Origin of the sequence: Chromohalobacter marismortui (genome assembly GCF_004364315.1) — a bacterium.
In the GTDB taxonomy this organism is placed as follows: domain Bacteria; phylum Pseudomonadota; class Gammaproteobacteria; order Pseudomonadales; family Halomonadaceae; genus Chromohalobacter; species Chromohalobacter marismortui.
In genome coordinates this window covers 331,771-349,110 of the sequence record NZ_SOBR01000004.1, presented here as the reverse complement: position 1 = coordinate 349,110, position 17,340 = coordinate 331,771, and the positions used below count along the sequence as shown (strand labels likewise).

Annotated in this window: 20 protein-coding genes; 12 read left to right on the top strand and 8 right to left on the bottom strand. The window is 61.9% G+C overall.

Annotated features, from left to right (window positions below; genetic code table 11):
* The first annotated feature begins 61 nt into the window (after nt 1-61).
* The 5 genes from C8E00_RS10950 (at nt 62) to C8E00_RS10930 (ending at nt 3,452) form a co-directional block, all read left to right on the top strand.
* Entirely contained in the window at nt 62-616 is a 555-nt protein-coding gene (locus C8E00_RS10950) for a cysteine hydrolase family protein (protein WP_133697533.1), read from the top strand.
* Nucleotides 617-721: 105 nt separating this feature from the next.
* Complete coding sequence (locus C8E00_RS10945) at nt 722-1,198, top strand: 2-thiouracil desulfurase family protein (protein WP_133697703.1); 477 nt, start codon at nt 722-724, stop codon at nt 1,196-1,198.
* A 385-nt stretch (nt 1,199-1,583) separates the two neighbouring features.
* Nucleotides 1,584-2,048 (top strand): GNAT family N-acetyltransferase, encoded by a 465-nt coding sequence (locus tag C8E00_RS10940; protein ID WP_133697532.1) that lies wholly within the window; start codon nt 1,584-1,586, stop codon nt 2,046-2,048.
* 127 nt (nt 2,049-2,175) lie between these two features.
* The gene (locus C8E00_RS10935; protein ID WP_133697531.1) at nt 2,176-2,652 is read left to right on the top strand and encodes an OsmC family protein; all 477 of its coding nucleotides are present in this window, start codon (nt 2,176-2,178) and stop codon (nt 2,650-2,652) included.
* 164 nt (nt 2,653-2,816) lie between these two features.
* Nucleotides 2,817-3,452 carry a LysE family translocator gene (locus C8E00_RS10930; protein ID WP_133697530.1) on the top strand — a complete coding sequence of 212 codons (636 nt, stop codon included), beginning with the start codon at nt 2,817-2,819 and terminating at the stop codon, nt 3,450-3,452.
* Between the two features lie 212 nt (nt 3,453-3,664).
* Here C8E00_RS10930 and C8E00_RS16630 read toward each other — a convergent pair whose 3' ends face one another.
* The 7 genes from C8E00_RS16630 to gpmI all read right to left on the bottom strand — a co-directional run bounded on the left by C8E00_RS16630 (nt 3,665) and on the right by gpmI (nt 10,752).
* Complete coding sequence (locus C8E00_RS16630; RefSeq protein ID WP_166638307.1) at nt 3,665-3,838, bottom strand: hypothetical protein; 174 nt, start codon at nt 3,836-3,838, stop codon at nt 3,665-3,667.
* 359 nt (nt 3,839-4,197) lie between these two features.
* Nucleotides 4,198-4,725 carry a TetR/AcrR family transcriptional regulator gene (locus C8E00_RS10925; protein WP_133697529.1) on the bottom strand — a complete coding sequence of 176 codons (528 nt, stop codon included), beginning with the start codon at nt 4,723-4,725 and terminating at the stop codon, nt 4,198-4,200.
* 80 nt (nt 4,726-4,805) lie between these two features.
* A complete protein-coding gene (locus C8E00_RS10920) occupies nt 4,806-5,456 on the bottom strand; it encodes a LysE family translocator (RefSeq protein WP_243833170.1) in 651 nt (216 codons plus the stop codon).
* An 80-nt stretch (nt 5,457-5,536) separates the two neighbouring features.
* Nucleotides 5,537-6,337 (bottom strand): helix-turn-helix transcriptional regulator, encoded by an 801-nt coding sequence (locus C8E00_RS10915; protein ID WP_133697528.1) that lies wholly within the window; start codon nt 6,335-6,337, stop codon nt 5,537-5,539.
* 152 nt (nt 6,338-6,489) lie between these two features.
* The gene (locus tag C8E00_RS10910; RefSeq protein WP_208291919.1) at nt 6,490-7,836 is read right to left on the bottom strand and encodes a S41 family peptidase; all 1,347 of its coding nucleotides are present in this window, start codon (nt 7,834-7,836) and stop codon (nt 6,490-6,492) included.
* A 139-nt stretch (nt 7,837-7,975) separates the two neighbouring features.
* Complete coding sequence (locus tag C8E00_RS10905; protein WP_133697527.1) at nt 7,976-9,145, bottom strand: murein hydrolase activator EnvC family protein; 1,170 nt, start codon at nt 9,143-9,145, stop codon at nt 7,976-7,978.
* A 29-nt stretch (nt 9,146-9,174) separates the two neighbouring features.
* Entirely contained in the window at nt 9,175-10,752 is a 1,578-nt protein-coding gene (gpmI, locus tag C8E00_RS10900) for a 2,3-bisphosphoglycerate-independent phosphoglycerate mutase (RefSeq protein ID WP_133697526.1), read from the bottom strand.
* A gap of 257 nt (nt 10,753-11,009) precedes the next feature.
* Between gpmI and C8E00_RS10895 the strand changes: the two genes are divergently transcribed.
* The 3 genes from C8E00_RS10895 to C8E00_RS10885 all read left to right on the top strand — a co-directional run bounded on the left by C8E00_RS10895 (nt 11,010) and on the right by C8E00_RS10885 (nt 12,733).
* On the top strand, nt 11,010-11,429 hold the full coding sequence (locus C8E00_RS10895; RefSeq protein WP_133697525.1) for a rhodanese-like domain-containing protein: 420 nt from the start codon (nt 11,010-11,012) through the stop codon (nt 11,427-11,429).
* Nucleotides 11,430-11,500: 71 nt separating this feature from the next.
* Nucleotides 11,501-11,995 carry a protein-export chaperone SecB gene (secB, locus tag C8E00_RS10890; protein ID WP_133697524.1) on the top strand — a complete coding sequence of 165 codons (495 nt, stop codon included), beginning with the start codon at nt 11,501-11,503 and terminating at the stop codon, nt 11,993-11,995.
* 3 nt (nt 11,996-11,998) lie between these two features.
* Nucleotides 11,999-12,733 (top strand): 16S rRNA (uracil(1498)-N(3))-methyltransferase, encoded by a 735-nt coding sequence (locus tag C8E00_RS10885; RefSeq protein ID WP_133697523.1) that lies wholly within the window; start codon nt 11,999-12,001, stop codon nt 12,731-12,733.
* A gap of 29 nt (nt 12,734-12,762) precedes the next feature.
* On the opposite strand, the gene C8E00_RS10880 is transcribed toward C8E00_RS10885, so the two are convergent.
* Nucleotides 12,763-14,046, bottom strand: a complete 1,284-nt coding sequence (locus C8E00_RS10880) for an MFS transporter (protein ID WP_133697522.1) — start codon at nt 14,044-14,046, stop codon at nt 12,763-12,765.
* A 385-nt stretch (nt 14,047-14,431) separates the two neighbouring features.
* Here C8E00_RS10880 and C8E00_RS10875 point away from each other — a divergent pair, with 385 nt between their 5' ends.
* The 4 genes from C8E00_RS10875 to ruvX all read left to right on the top strand — a co-directional run bounded on the left by C8E00_RS10875 (nt 14,432) and on the right by ruvX (nt 17,320).
* On the top strand, nt 14,432-15,166 hold the full coding sequence (locus tag C8E00_RS10875; protein WP_133697521.1) for a CvfB family protein: 735 nt from the start codon (nt 14,432-14,434) through the stop codon (nt 15,164-15,166).
* Between the two features lie 78 nt (nt 15,167-15,244).
* The gene (gshB, locus tag C8E00_RS10870; protein WP_133697520.1) at nt 15,245-16,198 is read left to right on the top strand and encodes a glutathione synthase; all 954 of its coding nucleotides are present in this window, start codon (nt 15,245-15,247) and stop codon (nt 16,196-16,198) included.
* 118 nt (nt 16,199-16,316) lie between these two features.
* Nucleotides 16,317-16,874, top strand: coding sequence for a YqgE/AlgH family protein (locus C8E00_RS10865; RefSeq protein WP_133697519.1), 558 nt, complete (start codon nt 16,317-16,319; stop codon nt 16,872-16,874).
* Nucleotides 16,874-17,320, top strand: coding sequence for a Holliday junction resolvase RuvX (gene ruvX / locus C8E00_RS10860; protein WP_133697518.1), 447 nt, complete (start codon nt 16,874-16,876; stop codon nt 17,318-17,320). The genes C8E00_RS10865 and ruvX overlap by 1 nt, the downstream gene beginning before the upstream one ends.
* Nucleotides 17,321-17,340: the final 20 nt, after the last annotated feature.

Genomic DNA, 17,340 nt, shown 5'->3' with positions numbered 1-17,340 from the left:
CGCCGCAGTACTAATATCAGCGATCCTGATGGCAACCGAGTAGGTTTTGGAGATGAAAACAATGAATAATGAACCAGTTGCCCTTATAGTCATCGATATGCAGCGGGGCATGAAAGAGCCCGATGCCGAGAAAAGAAATAATCTTGACGCTGAACGGAATATTCAAAGCCTTCTCGCGGCTTGGCGTCGTGCGGGTTGGCCCGTTGTGTCAGTCCGCCACATTTCGCGGGCTAAAGATTCCCCTTTTTGGCCGGGCCAGCCTGGGGCAGAGTTTCAACCCGAACTGGCGCCGTTGGATACCGAGCATGTGGTAGAGAAGAGCGTACCCGATGCGTTTATACAGAGCGGCTTGGAGCGATGGTTGCACGTCCGGGGGATTTCTAGTGTGGTGCTCGTGGGTGTAAGCACTAATAATTCCGTCGAGTCCACAGCCCGCACGGCGGGAAATCTGGGTTTCAGCACCATCGTGGTTTCTGATGCTACTTTCACCTTTGCCAAGACAGATTATGCAGGCGTTTGGAGATCCGCTGACGAGGTGCACGCAATGTCTTTAGCGAATATAGATAGAGAATATGCTTCCATTATGAGCACCAGGGATGTCTTGGGTCTTCTCTAAAATTGGCAGTAGAGTGTCCAATTGTCAGCCTCTCCGTAGCTACAAAGCGGCACGTGGTCAGGCATTACCAAAACACAGGAGCCTAGCGATTTGAGAAAAGTTTTAATGAGCGCCTGCCTCTTGGGGAAAAGAGTTCGGTACGATGGTGGAAGTCTTTCAGTCAATGATGAGGTTGTAGCGAGATGGATGTCTGAAGGCCGGGTTGTTTCAGTTTGTCCCGAGGTCGAGGCTGGAATGAGCATTCCGAGGAAGCCTGCGGAGATCCTAAAAGGAAGTGGGGAGGGCGTATTGGAAGGTAAAGTCGATGTCATTGAGAAAGGTGGAGATGTTGTCACGGAAGATTTTATTGAGGGAGCCTCTATCGCCTTGGATTTATGTCGTAAATTTAGCATAAGAATTGCAGTGCTTGCGGAATTTAGTCCTTCCTGCGGGAGTTCAGCCGTTTATGACGGGAGCTTCTCTGGTGTAAAAAATCCCGGCATGGGAGTCACGGTAGCCTTGCTGCGGCAAAATGGCGTTCAAGTGTTTAGTCAGTATGAAATAGTAGAGGCCGAAAAGGCCGTTCACGCTACGAATGGCTGACAGTGGAAATTATCCGCACGGAAATGGCTCAATGCCCGAGCTAGCCATTGTCTCGGTCGTGGCCTTCGACATGAAATAGTCCGAAATTTATGCACCGATAGAGCCGTCATGACGCTTGTCCTGACATCTATTTACAGTGATTTGAGAAATTACAAAAGCCTCACTTCACGAGAGTTAATTGGCGGTGGTGGATGGCTAAAATATTGAAAATAAGCTATACTGATTTACATGAGAAGATATGCATTTTTCTTGATGCGTTAAACGATCCTTGCCTTATAATAATATTTTGTCGTGGCAATGCAAGTATGGATGGTTTTATTTAGCTAAAGTTATTGTTCTAGTGTGAAGCGAGCGCTGCTCATAATTGCGGAATATTGAGAAGATAATGGCCATCTGCTTGCAACCAGCGCAGCGTCAATACCTTGATGAGCTGCTTTTCTTCGTTCGCGCATATCACAAATGCGAAGGCGTGCAGATTTGCGATGAAGTGCGCAGGGATGCCGTGATTTCTCTACTCGGTAACAGCGCCTTTGGCCGGATATTTTTGATACGCCTTGATGCGGAACTGATTGGGTATGTGGCAATTTCTTTCGGCTTCTCGATTGAATTCGGAGGTCGAGACGCCTTTATCGATGAGATCTTTATATCAGCGGAATACCGTGGAAGTGGTTACGGACGTGAGGCCTTGGCTCTGATGAAAGCAGAGTTGGCGCGTCATGATATAAAGGCGATACATTTGGAAGTGGCGCGTACCAACAAGCGGGCACAGCAGCTGTATCGCTCACTTGGCTTCTCCGAACGAGAGAAGTACTTTTTGATGTCCACCGAAATTTTTGGAGTTAAGGGCTAGCAATGCTAAGCAATATATGCGGAACCTGCTCGGCAGCCTCCGAATGATGGAGCATTGTCATTTCCACCCCATGGCCGTGTGTTCTATCTGCCGTTAAGCGAGCCATTTATCCAACGGGGAGCCACCGATGCCACAAAAAGGCGAGCACAATTATTCTGCTACCGTCGTCTGGACCGGTAATTCGGGCGAAGGCACAAAGCACTATCGCGCCTTCTCGCGCGATCATGAAATAACCTGCGGGGGCAAGCCAACAATAGCCGGGTCGGCGGATCCGGCATTTCTTGGCGACTCGTCCCGCTATAATCCGGAGGAGCTGTTGCTGAGCTCGCTCTCAGCATGCCACATGCTCTGGTATCTACATCTCTGCGCTGATGCCGGCATCACGGTGTCGAGTTACGAGGACAACGCCGAAGGGCGCATGATTGAGGCCAAAAGTGGCGGCGGTCATTTCGATAAAGTGACACTCAAGCCCATCGTCAGCATCGGCGAAAACGACGATAGCGAGCTGGCGACGTCTCTTCATGAGAAAGCGCATTCGCTATGCTTCATTGCGAATTCGGTGAATTTTGAGGTCGCGTGTGAGGCCGACATTCGTCGCGGATAATTAATATCTGATAGTTTACTACGCGTGGTAGTGGAAGGTGCGGTTGGTGTGGTGCAAGCTGGCGATATTGGAAATAACCGGTGTTGGCGCCGCGCGTGAGCACGCGAATTTTGCGGTTGGCATCTACAACTCACTGATTCGACCCATAATGGGATGATTGCGATATGTTCGATTATTCGTTGGTGCATTGGCTGGCGTTTTTGTCAGCGGCGGTGCTTCTGAACCTTTCTCCGGGGCCGGATATCGCGTTCATGCTAGGTCAGACGCTACGCAGCGGGCGTCGACATGGGTTCGCTGCGATGCTCGGGGGTTGGTCAGGAACGGCATTGCATGTGGCCATGGCGGCGGCGGGGCTGTCGGCCATTCTGGCCACCTCGGCGGTGGCGTTTTCGGTGATCAAGTGGGTAGGGGCTGCCTATTTGATATGGCTCGGCGTCAAGATGCTGTTGTCCAAGGGGGATTCTTTTATTTCCAATGGCGGGGGCCGGGACGCAAAGGCGCAGTCGGTCTATTGGCAAGGAGTGCTGGTGTCCGCGCTGAACCCCAAAGTGGCCATCTTCTTTCTCGCCTTCTTGCCGCAATTCGTCGTGGCAGGTGCCGGGCCGGTGAGCGCCCAGCTGTTCTTGCATGGCAGCTTGATTATCGTGGTCGCGGCTTTTATCGAACCTCTCTTGGTGATGATGGGAGCAAAGCTGGGCGCTTTCTTGAAGGCAAGCCCGCGCGTGGGGATGTGGATGGATCGCGGCCTTGGTGCCATGTTCGTTGCCCTGGGGGCGCGTCTAGCCGCCAGCACCAGATAACATCAGGATGTCAGCGGCCTTCCTGATTGTGGCATGTCCCCACGCACCGGATGCCCGCACCCTCGCGGCGAGAGGGTGCGGGTGGGGGTACCATGAACTCCCCTCAACCCACGATGGCTCGGAACGATTGCCAGCCCTCCGAAAAAAATCGGCATCCCCTGCGGGCCATGCCCACAGGAGATGCCGTTTCGTGCTGTGTGCCTCCAAGTGCATCAGGATCGTACCTTTTCCAGAAGTCGCTGGAGTGTCTTCCTGCTCCGGACGAAGAACCCGGTAGGCGGCATTGCCGGCATGTACATCACCTTCAGCGCCTGCTCATGCTCAGCCCTGTCGCCGGGTGAACGCTCGTCTCGCTTGCTTTGACGATATTGCGCTTCGTTATGCATACCTTCTCCTTCTCGCGTTGCCTTCAAGAACCTGACCGGTCCCGTGAGTGCTGCTGCATCTGCCGTGAACGTAGATGTCAGGGGGAAGTGGAAGCCGGTTGGAGCGCCGCACGCTCGGTGGCCTTGTCGCCGATGAGCATGATGCCGGCGACGATCAGGCGGCATTCGGTACGCGTAATGCGGTGTACTCCCCTCGGCCGGAGGCCGGCATCGTGCGGGTTGAATGTAAAACGATCGTTTTCATCATGGGCGTAAAGGACCCTCGACACAGGTGCCGGTCGATAAACGCCTGATCACTCTCGTTTGTTCAGCGCTTGCGATGGCTGGCGATCCGCTAGCGCCCGATGCGGATGCCGTCGTTATGCGGCCCGCGCGAGATCGGCCAAACGGTGCGCCGTGCGACGCGCGGCCTGGGCGGCGTCCCCGCCGCGATATGTCGCTGCGTGGATCGCGCCCTCGAACAGCAATTGAATCGCCTCGGCGAGTTCAGTGTCGTGCCGGCCGATCTCCGCGAGGACGATGGCGTCGATCCGCTCCCGCAGGCGCTGCTTGTGTCGCTCCATCGCCTCGGCGATTTCGGGCACGCCGCCACCGGTTTCCCCCCAGGCGCGCAGCGACAGACAGCCCCGGGCGCCTTCCTGGGTGAACCAGGTTTGAAGCGTCGTGAACAAGGCGTCGATGCTGTCGGTTTTCATCAAACGATGGAAGCGCCGGTCGCGCTCGTTCATGACGGCGACGATCAGGCCATTCTTGTTGCCGACATGCTTGTAGAGCGTGCGGCTCGAGATGCCTGCAGCGCTTGTCAGCCGGTCCATGCCGGTGGCGGTGAAGCCGTGTCGTTCGAAGAGTTGCTCGGCGGTTTCGAGCAAGCGTGTGCGTATGTCCATGTAGAGAGGGTAAAACGATCACTTTACATATGCAAGGAAGACCCTTGCCACAATGTCTCGAGGCCTGAGTCGTCGGGCCTTCATAAGGACGCGAGTAGCCCTGGGGCGAGCCGGGCTGCGACGATACCGAGTCCCAGCAGGATGAGCAGCGCGCCAGCCAGCCGCTCGATGTGCCGCAGGCCATGGCCGAAACGTCGGATCAGACCCGGATGGCCGGCCAAGTGGCCAACCAGCAGATCCCAACCGAGTACCACAGCGATCATCCACAACGCATAGAGACTCTGGACACCAACGGGCGTGCTACGCGCGTGAAGCACTGCGAACAGGCTGGCGTAGAACAGCGCGTTCTTGGGGTTCAGCAGCCCCGAGGCCAGCCCGGCGAGCAAGGCGCCCGGCGCGGTACTCGCAGGGGGGGCTGGTTCGCTGCGCGAGCCTGCCTCGAGACGAGTCTGCCCCGCCTGACGAATGAACTGGACGCCCATGTAAAGCAGAAAGACGCTGCCGGCCCACTGAACGGCGATGAAGGGACCGGTTTCGGCGTCCAGGGCCATGAGCCCACCCATGGCGAGCAGAATGAACAGGCCGTTGGCCAGGCCGATGCCGAGGCTGACCAGCGCCGCCGGCCCGCGCCCCAAGGCGACCGCGTAGCGCAGAATAAGGAAAAAGTCCGGACCCGGGCTGAGCAGGGCGAGGAAGTGCGCCCCGGCGACCAGCAGGAACTGTTGCAGCATGACGCGTAAGCCCTTTTCGAGTGCGTGGAGGGCCAGCCTGCGTCACCGTGTGGCGATCGTATTGAAAGAAAGTGCGCTCCTCAGGTAATGCGGTAGCGCCCCGGCGTGACCGCCACCCGAGCCTTGAAGGCGCGCTGAAAGTGACCTTGGTCGGCGAAGCCGAGTTCCTGGGCGAGTTCCGCCAGTTTCACCCCCTGACACAAGCGGCGGCGCGCCTGCTGGATGCGCCGGTCGAGCAGCCAGGCATGGGGCGTTAGCCCAGTCTCGCGTCGGAACAGTCGAATCACTTGATAACGGCTCAGGCCATGGTCCCGAGCCAGCACCTCGAGCGACGGCGGCCGCTCGAGGCACTCGAGTAGATGCCGTTGGAGGTTGTCCAAGGCGGATGAGCTCGGCCAATGAACGGCCAGGGCGTCGCCGTGACACCACAGCCGACTACCGAGGAACTCGATCAGCTTGGCCTCCTTGTCGGCCGTCGGAGCCGCAGAAAAGAGCAGTGCATTGAGCCCACAAAAGGCCTGGTAAGGCGCGGCGTCGCGGGCGATGAATACCGTCGAGGGCATGGCCGGGGCGGCGCCGGTCTCGACCGAGGCCTCATCCAGCACTTCGCTCACCCAGGCCGCTTCCAGATACAGCATCTGGTAGCTCCAATGCTGATCCGGCAGCGGATTGCAGTCATGCACCACGCCCGCCGGTACGCTGACCAGGCAGCCCGGTGTCAGTCGCTCGCGGCGGCGTTGGCACCGGAACTGGCTCTGGCCACGGTCGACCACACCGATCGACAGGGTAGGATGGCTGTGGGGTCGGTAGCAGGCGCGGCTATCGCTGGCCCGCCGGCTCTCGACAAACGGCAGCGTCGGGTCTCGCCAGAACTGCGTCATGGGCGGATTCCTGAGATGGCGCGGGGCGCTCAGCCCAGCGTGAGGCCTGTACCTGCCTTGATGTTCAGTAAGACGCCAACCAACACCCCCCGCGCCGTTGACTTCAAACTCACGGCGCGGGGGCGTTGGCGTTTCAGGGCGTGGATGCAGCGTCAGTTGCCGCCCTGCGCGCGGGGCAGGACGTTGAGGGCCCTGAGCAGGTTGAGCGCTTCACCAAGCTGGTAATCGCTTTCGGCGAGGGAGGCGCCTTGTGGTTCGGGGTCGGCCTCGCCATTGATGTTGCGCAGGTGATTCTCGAGATCCGATTCGCGGATGTCGAAGCCATTGCCTTCGGCGACTTCGAGGCGGCCGCGCACGACGTCGACATCCGGCGCGATGCCTTGGGCCTGGATCGAGCGGCCATCCGGCGTGTAGTAGAGCGCGGTGGTCAGTTTCAGGCCGTCGCCGTTGGGCAGTGGCAGTACCTGCTGGACGGAGCCCTTGCCGAAGCTTTCGGTGCCCATCAGTACGGCACGCTGTTGGTCCTGCAGCGCGCCGGCGACGATCTCCGCCGCCGAGGCGCTGCCGCCATTGATCAGCACGACCATGGGGACATCCGGGGCAATCGTCTGGGAAGAGGCCGTGAAGCGCATGTCACTGTCCGGTAGGCGGCCTTCGGTGTAGACGATCAACCCGTTGTCCAGAAACAGGTCGGCGACATCGACGGCGCTGCCGAGCACGCCGCCGGGGTTGTTGCGCAGATCCAGCACCAGGCCGCTGAGCTTGCCCTTGCTTTCCTCGCGCAGCGCGGCAATGGCGTCACGGGCCTGCTCGCCGGTGCGGCTCTGGAACTGGCTGATGCGCAGATAGCCGTAGCCCGGCGCCAGCATTTTGTGCTTGACGCTCTCGGTCTGGATGGTCTCGCGCGTCAGCGTCACCTTGCGTGGGGTATCCTCGCCATCGCGCAGGATGGTCAGTTGCAGCTCCTCGCCGGCTTTGCCGCGCATCATGTCCACGGCTTCCTGCAGCGATAGGCTCTCGGTGGGCGTATCGTTGATGAGCAGAATGCGGTCCTGGGCCTGGAGACCGGCGCGAGCAGCGGGTGTTCCGTCGAGTGGTGAGATGATGGTCAGCTGCCCATCTTGCATGCCTACTTCAATGCCGACGCCGCTGAACTCGCCTTCGGTGGTCTCACGCAGGGCCTGGAAGGCTTCTTTGTCGAGATAGGTGGAATGCGGGTCGAGTTCGCCGAGCATGCCACGCATGGCGTTGCGCATGAGCGTGGTGTCGTCGACTTCGTCGACATAGGCGCGCTTGATGCGCTCGAAGACTTCGGCAAAGGTCTGCACGTCTTCCACCGGAAGGGCGTCATTGTCGGCCGGCGGTTGGGAGCTCTGCTGGGTACTTTGCTGGGCACTCGCCGGCGACGGCAAGGTAAACGCACCGATCATCAGCGCCATGCTCAAGGCTAGCACGTGACGAACGGTGAGACGCGGGGAACGGGATTGGCTAGCGGTCATGCTGTCTCCACAACGCGGCGGAACGGGCTCGTGTTGGTTGGCCCCACAAGGGCAACCGGGGCGGGGCGAAGGCGAACCCACGCGCGCCGAAGGCCCAGCATAGCCTTTAAGGGTCGGGGCAATCCAGCGCGGTGCGCGCTCAGCGGTTGGCGATCCAACGGCTGGGATCGATGGGGTCGCCGTTCTCGCGGACCGCGAAATACAGCGCCGGGGACGCTCGGCCACCACTGTTGCCAACGGCGGCGATAGTGGTGCCGCGCTCCACGCGTGCGCCGACGTTGACATCGAAGCGTTGCAGGTGCGCGTAAAGCGTCATGATGTCGTCGCCGTGGTCGATGATGACGAGGTTGCCGAAGCCGCGCATCCAGTTGGCGAACACCACACGGCCGGCATGCACGGCCATGACCGGCGTACCGGCCTCGGCGCCGATGACAATGCCGTTGCGGTCGACGCCGCCGCCATGGCCGTAACTGGCGAGTATGTCACCCTGCACGGGCCAGGGTAGCTCGCCCTGTGTCTGTTCGATCGCCGTGGAGGGCGGCGCCTGATCGAGGCGCTCGAGCCTGTCACGCATCCGGTCGAGGAGTTGCTCGGCAGCCTCGCGGTCCTCGGAGAGCGCGGCCAGCTTGGCTTGCTGAGTGGTATAGCGCGCCCTGTACTTCGCGAGAATGGTTTCGCGCTTGCGGCGTTGATCGCTGAGCGTTTCGCGACGCTCGGCCAGCTCGCTGGCGAGGCTGTCCAGGCGCTGCTGGTGCGACTGCAAGGCCCGTTGCGTTGCGTCGAGTTGGTCCTCGAGCTTGGCCAGGTCATCGAGGCGCTCTTGACGCGCCTGATTGAGATGATTGAGATACTGCTGAAGGCGATCGAGCCGCGCGGGGTCGGTCTGATTGAGGAGTAACTTGAGCTGCGGCGTGGGGCCGAGTCGGTATAGCGCATTGAGTTGCGTGGCCAGGGCGGCGCGTTGCCGGCGGCGTTCTTCCTCGAGGGTCTGACGTTGCTGCTTGAGCTCGGCAACCTCTTGGTCGAGTTGGTCTTGCTCACGCTGCAGGCTGGTCAGGCGCTGCTGTGTCTCGGCCAGTTGGGTTTCCACCTTGCGCAATGCGTGCCGGGCTTCGTCGCGGGCGTCACGTGTGCCTGCGAGGCGCGACTGGGCCTGCTGAATATGCTCCCCCAGCGCCTCGAGTTGACGGCGTACGTCCTCGGGGGAGCTCTGCGCCCACGCCGCGAGCGTGCCCAGCGACAGCCACCCACACGAGATCGCCATGGCACAGGCCATGGCGATTCGCTTGCTGGACGTGGGCGTGCTCATACGCCGACTCCGCAATACATGCACACCGTTCAGGGCGTATCGACCAGCACGCGGCCGGTCATTTCCTCTGGAATCGGCTCGTGCATCATGGTCAGCAGGGTCGGTGCCAGGTCGCATAGGCTGCCGTCGTCGGCGAGGGTGGCGCCGGCGCGCGGCGTGACGTAGACCAGCGGCACCTGGAAGGTCGTATGCGCCGTCTGCGGGTTGCCGGTCTCGGGATGCACCATCTGTTCGGCGTTGCCGTGATCGGCGGTGACCAGGCACTCGCCACCGGCACGTTCGATGGCCTCGATCACCCGACCCAGGCAGATATCGACCGCCTCGATGGCCTTGACCGCGGCATCGAAGTCGCCGCTATGGCCGACCATGTCGCCATTCGCGTAGTTGCACACCACTAGGTCGTAGGTGCCCGCGTCGATGGCCGCGACCAGCTTGTCGGTGAGCTCATAGGCGCTCATCTCCGGCTTTTCGTCGTAGGTCTTGACGTCCTGCGGTGAAGGAATCAACTCGCGGGTCTCGCCGTCGAACTCGTCCTCGCGGCCGCCGGAGAAGAAGAAGGTGACGTGGGCATACTTCTCGGTTTCGGCGATACGCAGCTGTTTCAGGCCGCGCTTGGCGACGGTCTCGCCCAGGGTATTGACCAGGTCGGTGGGCGGAAAGGCCGTCGGCGCGGGAATGTCGGCGGCGTACTCGGTGAGCATCACCAGCCCTTCGTGGGCCAGCTTGGGCCGCGCCTGGCGGGTAAAGCCGCTGAAATCGTCTTCGGCGAAGGCGCGGGTCAGCTCGCGGGCGCGGTCGGCGCGGAAGTTCAGGAACAGCGCGGCGTCGCCGTCGGCCATGCGCACCGGTTCGCCGTGCGGACGGATGCTGGTGGCGGCGACGAACTCATCGGTTTCGTCACGCGCATAGGCGGCGTCCAGCCCGGCCTCGGCGCTGTCGGCGACCTGCTTGCCCTCGCCTTCGACGATGACGCGATAGGCCTGCTCGACACGGTCCCAGCGATTGTCGCGATCCATGGCGTAGTAACGGCCGACGATCGACGCGACGTAGGCGTTGTCGGCGCCGAACAGCTCGGCGAGCCGTGCGTTGGCACGTTCCAGCGAGGGGCGGGCGCTCTTGGGCGCGGTATCGCGGCCGTCGAGGAAGGCGTGCAGATAGACGTGCTTGGCGCCGCGTTCGGCGGCCAGCGCGGCCACGGCGAGGATGTGATCCTCGTGGCTATGCACACCGCCCGGCGAGAGCAAACCCAGCAGATGCACGGCGCGGCCGGCGGCGACGGCGGCGTCGATGGGCGCCGTCAGCGCGGTGTTGGCCGCCAGCTCGTTGTCTTCGATGGCCTTGGTGATGCGCGTGAAGTCCTGATAGACGATACGCCCGGCGCCGAGATTCATGTGGCCGACTTCGGAGTTGCCCATCTGGCCGTCGGGCAGCCCGACGTACTTGCCATCGGTGTGCAGCAAGGCGGAGGGGTAGCGTTGTTTCAGCGCGTCCATGACCGGCGTCTTGGCGCTATAGACGGCGTTGTACTCGGTATCATCGTTCTGGCCGTAGCCATCGAGGATCAACAGCGCAACGGGCCGTGGACGCTGGGTGTGGGTATCTGCCATAACATGCCTCGCGGGAATCTGATGGGCGTCGCACCGGCGCATCCGGCCGATGCCCCCATGACGCGGCAGTGCCGCTGGGGGTTCGCGACTCACGTCTCCTTGCGGCATCATAACGTAGTCGCGGCAGAGCGTCAGCCGCGTCGGTAGGGCCGGACGCTCGCGTATGGCTCATGTATACTAAGGCGCCCGCTGGGGCATGCGGCGTGCGCCGAGCGCACCCGATGCCGACAGACACACAACGAGAGTTATCCGCACTCATGATCGATCAGTTATTCGAATTCGTGCAAAACCACCTGCTACTGTCAGGCGCTTTTCTGGTGGTACTGGTGGCATGGATCGCCTACGAGCTGAAAGGCGCCAACAACGGCGTCACGCCGTCCGAAGCCACCTCGCTGATCAATCGCGAGGAGGGGCTGTTTCTGGACATTCGCGAGGTCAAAGACTTCAAGGCGGGACATATCGCCGGTGCGCGCAATATTCCCAAGGGGCGTTTGGGGGATCGCCTCAAGGAGCTCGAGGATTACAAGGAAAAGCCGGTGGTGGTGGTATGCCAGCACGGCCAGCATTCCGGTGCCGCCGTGGGGCAGTTGACTCAAGCCGGCTTCACGCGCGCGGCCAAGCTCAAGGGCGGTATGACCCAGTGGCAGTCCGATGAGTTGCCGGTGGTCCGCAAGTAAGCAATACAATGGCGGGGCGGCGCACACTGGGCCCCGCGTCTCATGCATCGATAAGTCAAAGGAAGTGCAACATGGCGGAAGACAACAATCAGGCCGCTCAAGGTGGCAATGACGCGCAGAATCAGCTGCAGTTTTCCATGCAGCGCATTTACGTCAAGGATGTCTCCTTCGAGTCGCCCAACGCGCCGCGCGTGTTCCAGAACGCGTTCAAGCCCAAGGTGGGGCTCGACCTCAACACCACCAGCGAGCAGGTCGGTGAAAACCTTTACGAGGTCGTGGTCAAGGTAACGGCGCAAGTCACCAACAACGAAGACGATGCCACGGCATTCCTTGCCGAGGTAGAGCAGGCCGGGTTGTTCCACATCGCCGGTTTGAGTGCCGATCAGCTCGACCACACCCTGGGCGCGTTCTGCCCCAACATGCTGTTCCCCTATGCGCGCGAGTGCATCGACAATCTGGTCAATCGTGGCAGCTTCCCGCCGCTGATGCTGTCACCGGTCAATTTCGAGGCGATGTACGCCCAGAAGAAGAAGCGCGAGAGCGAAGCCGCCGAGAACGTGCAGTAAGCGATGGCCAGCCCGCGTATTCATGTGGCGGCCACGTTGGTCGCCGCAGCGGAAATCACCTTGCCCGAAGGTGCCTCGCGCCATGTAGCGGGCGCGCTTAGGCTGCGTGAAGGCGCAGCGCTGCGTCTGTTCGACGGCGAGGGCCATGAAGCCGACGCCGAGATCGTCAGTGTGGGACGCCGCGAGGTACGCGTTCGGGTCACCGCCGTGACCCAGGGGGGCGCCGAGTCGCCGCTGGCGGTGCACCTGGGCCAGGCGATCTCCAAGGGCGACCGCATGGACTATGCGATCCAGAAGGCCACCGAGCTCGGCGTCGCGACCATCACTCCGCTCTACACCGAGCACGGCGACGTGCGCCTCAAGGGCGAGCGCGAGGCCAAGAAACTCGCCCACTGGCAGGCCGTCGCGGTCAGCGCCTGCGAGCAATGCGGGCGCAGCCGGGTGCCCACCGTGCATCCCCCGCAGGCGCTCGACGCCTGGCTGGCAGGGCGTGACGAAACGCTGCGCCTCGTCCTGCATCCTGCCACCGACTCCGCCTGGCAATATGCCAGCAACGTCACCCGCGTCGCGCTGCTCGTCGGCCCCGAAGGCGGCTTATCGCCCAACGAAATCGACGCTGCCCGCACCGCCGACTTCACTGCCCTGACGCTCGGTCCGCGCATCCTGCGCACCGAAACCGCTCCCGTCGTCGCCCTCACACTGCTGCAGCATCATTTCGGTGATGTGGCGATACGCTGACCCTCCAAGAAGCGCTAAGCGTCTGCTGTTCATTGCTTGGGCTCGGGGCTGTCCTCGTCGTCCGTGGGCGATTCCAGTGGCTCGCCGTCCTCGTCCTGAAGCTGATAATCGTAGGCGGCCTGCAGGCCGGTGTCTTCCTCGGCCTCGTCGTCGTCGGTTTGGGCAATGTACCCCGGATAGAAGGGCGAGAGGATGGCTACCAGGATCCCGAGCGCCGAGAACATGGCAAAGGCGTCGGCGTAGTCGTATGCATTCACCAGCAGGCCGACCACCGGCGAGCCGGTGGCCTGTCCCAGCGAAACGGCCATGAAGGGGAGGACCGGGCCGACCGAGAGTCGGCCCGGTAACAGGCGAATCCCGGTCATCAGATAAAGCCCCGTCAGACTCATGTAGGCGAGGCCGAAGATCAGCGCTGAAAAGGCTGCCAGCAGCGATTGATCGGGACTGGCAGCGAGCAATGCCAGGCTCGCGGAGAGCATCATCAGCATGAGGGCATGAGTGATGGGGGGATTGTTGCGATCGGCGAGGTCGGCCACCACGGCACCACCGAGGCCGGCGATGCCCACGGCAAGCCATAGCCACCCGGTGGCGCGGGAAGACAGGCCGCCGAGGGTGACGACCAGGTCTGGCGCGAATATCCAGTAAGCCGAGGACACGAAGCCCATCACGAAGGCAAACAGCGTGAGCCTGACCAGGCGCGACCACGGCAGCTCGCTGATCGGCGGCGGTGGCGCGGCGTCTGCGGGGGTGATCCGCGACACCGAGGGCAGGAAGAGCCAGGCGGCGACCACGCCGATGCCTGCCAGCACGGCAAACGAGAGATACGTGAAACGCCAGGCGCCGGTCAGGAACAAGACCGTCGGTACTGCGATGATCACGCCGATGCTGGTCCCCGCATTCATGACCGAGCTCACGCGTCCGTGCAGCGAGCGTTTCACCTGTGCCTGCATGGCCGCCGTGAGCGCCGGCATCATCAGGCCGGTGCAGATACCGCACGCGAACACGCCGGCGCCGAGCGATAGCGCACTGGTCGCTTGGCTGATCAGTGTCAGCCCGCCGAGTCCAAAGGCACCGGAGAGTACCGCCGCATTGCGGGCACCGAGATAGTGGGTGGTGAGCGGTGCGATCAGTGTCGCCAGAATGAAGCTGATCAGCGGAAGCGCGCCGATGATCCCGATCGTGGTCGGTGTGAGCCCCAATTCGTCGCGAATCGGAGGTACGAAGAGCCCGAAGGCAAAACGCGCGAGGCCATAACTGATCGCGATCAGCCCTGCCCCGAGGAGTGCAAATCCTGTGCTTGAAAGTGGCTTCATGCCATCCCCCTTAGGCAAGCGTTGAGTGCGACCATCTCTAATCCCGGGCGCTGTTCCTGCCGCGCAGCGAGACCTCGTCATTGAGTGCCAGGCTGCACGGTTGTCGGGACGCTACCGCGTATCTGCCATCATCGGTGACGAGGCCAATACCTGACAATAGCCTCGGCCATACATTCGTCGTGTTTCATGGTGTATGGCCGGCCGTGAACACCTCCCGGAAGATGAGCGGGGCGTACTGAAGAAGCATGGATACACTTCTTCCATGCGGCCAGTCCTACTTTGGTGACCGACTGCCGCTTTATACGCCATCCCCGCGTTGTGCCCTTTGCTCGTGTTGCCGGACAGCGTCATAATGAGGACATATCTCTCGTCAGTGGTCGCCATCATGTCCCGTTCCCCAGATCCCGCCCCACGTTCTTCCGCTCCCGGCCGGCGTGCGTCGAGTTCGACGCGCCCACCCCTGGCGCGTATTGGCGAGGTGGCGTATCTCAAGGTGGTGGCGGTCAATACCACCGGGGCCTTTCTCGATTGGGGGCAACCCAAGGACGTGTTGCTGCCGTTCGCCGAGCAGCGCTTTCGTCCGGAGGTGGGCAAGCGGGTGCTGGTGATGCTCTACGAAGATGCCCGGGGGCGGCCGGTGGCGTCCATGCGTCTCGACCGTTTCCTGGCCGACGAGGCCACGGGCCTCAAGGCCGGCGATCAGGTGGCGCTGGTGATCGCCGAGCGCACCGACCTGGGCTTCAAGGCGGTGGTCGATCACCGTTATTGGGGCTTGCTCTATGCCGATGACATCATCCATCCACCCCGGCGCGGTCAGCGTCTGACGGGATACATCAAGCGCGTGCGCGAAGATGGGCGCCTCGATCTGGCCATGTTGCCGCCCGGTGAAGCGGGGCTCGATGTGGTCGGTGACAAGGTACTGGAGTTGCTGCGTTGCCACGGTGGGTACGTGGCGCTGGGTGACAAGACGCCCGCCGTCGAGATCAAGGCGCGTCTGGGCGTGAGCAAGAGCGCTTTCAAGCAGGCAGTGGGGCGGCTTTACAAGAAGCGGCTCATCACCATCGAAGAAGAAGGCATTCGCCTGACGCGCGAGGCGATAGACGCGCATCAGTCCGGCTGACGCGCCGTTGGCGCCTTGGTCTTCTGCTGGTCGCTGCGGCATACTGCGCGCATTCATTCCTAGCTTGGAAGACCGATCATGAGCGAGCGCGCCTTGAAGCTCGGCGTGGTGATGGATCCCATCGCCGATATCGCCTACAAGAAAGACACCACCCTGGCCATGCTGTGGGCCGCGCAGCAACGCGGCTGGTCGCTTTATTATCTCGAGCCGGAAGACCTGCATCTGGAAGGCGGCCGCGCCATGGGCCGGATGCGCGCGCTGGAGGCGTATCGCGATCCCGAGGCGTGGTATCGGCTCGAAGACGTGCAGGCCGCGCCGCTGGCGGAGCTCGATGTAATTCTGATGCGCCAGGACCCACCGGTGGATGATCATTTCCTCAACGCCGTGCATTTACTGGGCTTCGCCGAGCGCGAGGGCGTGCTGGTGGTCAACCCCACCCAAGCGCTGTTGACCAGCAACGAGAAGCTCTTCGCCCAGCAGTTCCCGCATTGCATTCCGCCTTCCGTGGTGTCGTGCCACGATGGCGTCTTGCGTGACTTTCATGCCCAGCACGGCGACGTGATCCTCAAGCCGCTGGATGGCATGGGCGGTAACGGCATTTTTCACATCACGCCTGAGGGCCGCAATCTGGGCTCGGTCATCGAGCAGCTCACCGAGCGCGGCACGCGCCAGATCATGGCGCAACGTTATCTGCCCGAGATCCAGGCCGGTGATACGCGCATCCTGCTGATCGACGGCGAGCCGGTGCCCTATGGCCTGGCGCGCATTCCCAGCGCCGGCGAGACGCGTGGCAACCTGGCGGCCGGCGGACGTGGCGAGGCCCGTGAGCTCACCGAGCGCGATCACTGGCTGATCGAGCAGGTCAAGCCGGCGATCCTCGACAAGGGCCTGATCTTCGTCGGGCTCGACGTGATCGGCGATTACATCACCGAGATCAACGTCACCAGCCCCACCTGCGTGCGCGAGATCGACGCCCAGCGCGGCACCGACATCGGCGGACTCTTGATGGACGCCATTGCCCGGCGCTTCTGAGCGCCGCTTGCCATCCCGTGATGGCGAGGTTCGGCAAGGGCAGTGATACAATCGCTGCGACAAGCACCAATTTCGGCGTTAGCGAGGGGCGGGACGCGCCTCGACGCCTGGGAGGCTCATGCAAAGCTTGAAGCACCATTTTTTGCTGGCGATGCCGCATCTCGATGACCCCAACTTCAAGGGGACGCTGACGTATCTTTGTGACCATGACGACAACGGTACCATGGGCGTGATCGTCAATCGTCCCATGGAATTGACGCTCGACGCCCTGCTCGAACAGCTCGAATTGGACGCCTCGGAGTGCCCCTGTCGCGACATCCCGGTCTACTACGGTGGGCCGGTGCACAAGGATCGTGGTTTCATCCTGCATCGCGGCTCGAATCTGCCTTGGGATTCCAGCCTGCAAGTCACCGACGATCTCGCTCTGACGACCTCCATGGACATGCTCAAGGCCATCGCCGAGGGGCGGGGACCCGACGACTTCATCGTCTGCCTGGGTTGCACCGCGTGGCAGGCGGGCCAGCTCGAGGATGAGCTCAAGCAGAATACCTGGCTGACGGTGGAGGGCGACGCCTCGATCCTCTTCGATGTCCACTCGGAACAGCGCTTGAATGCGGCGGCGGGTATCTTGGGTGTCGATCTGAACCTGATGACGCGTGAGGCGGGACATTCCTGATGGCGGCGACAGGGCAACGGCTGGTACTGGCCTTCGATTTCGGTACGCGGCGCATCGGCGTGGCGGTAGGTAACGAAATGCTGGGCAGTGCCACGGCCCTGGCGCCGTTGCCTGCGCGTGACGGGATTCCCGAGTGGCAGCAGATCGGCCAATTGCTCACAGAATGGCAGCCGGACCTGCTGGTGGTAGGGCTGCCGCTCAACATGGACGGCACCGAGTCGGACATGAGCCGGCGGGCGCGCAAGTTCGGCAATCGCCTGCACGGGCGCTTCGGCAAGCCGGTGGAAGTGTTCGACGAGCGCGGCTCCACGCGCGCCGCCAAACGCATCGCCCGCGATGCCGGGCACCGGGGCAACTACCGTGACGACGGTGTGGATGGCATCGCCGCGCAGTTGATCCTGGAAAGCTTCTTCGCCGACGACACCTTCCTGCACCGCATGCCGTAAACGCCCGCGACCGGCCTTAG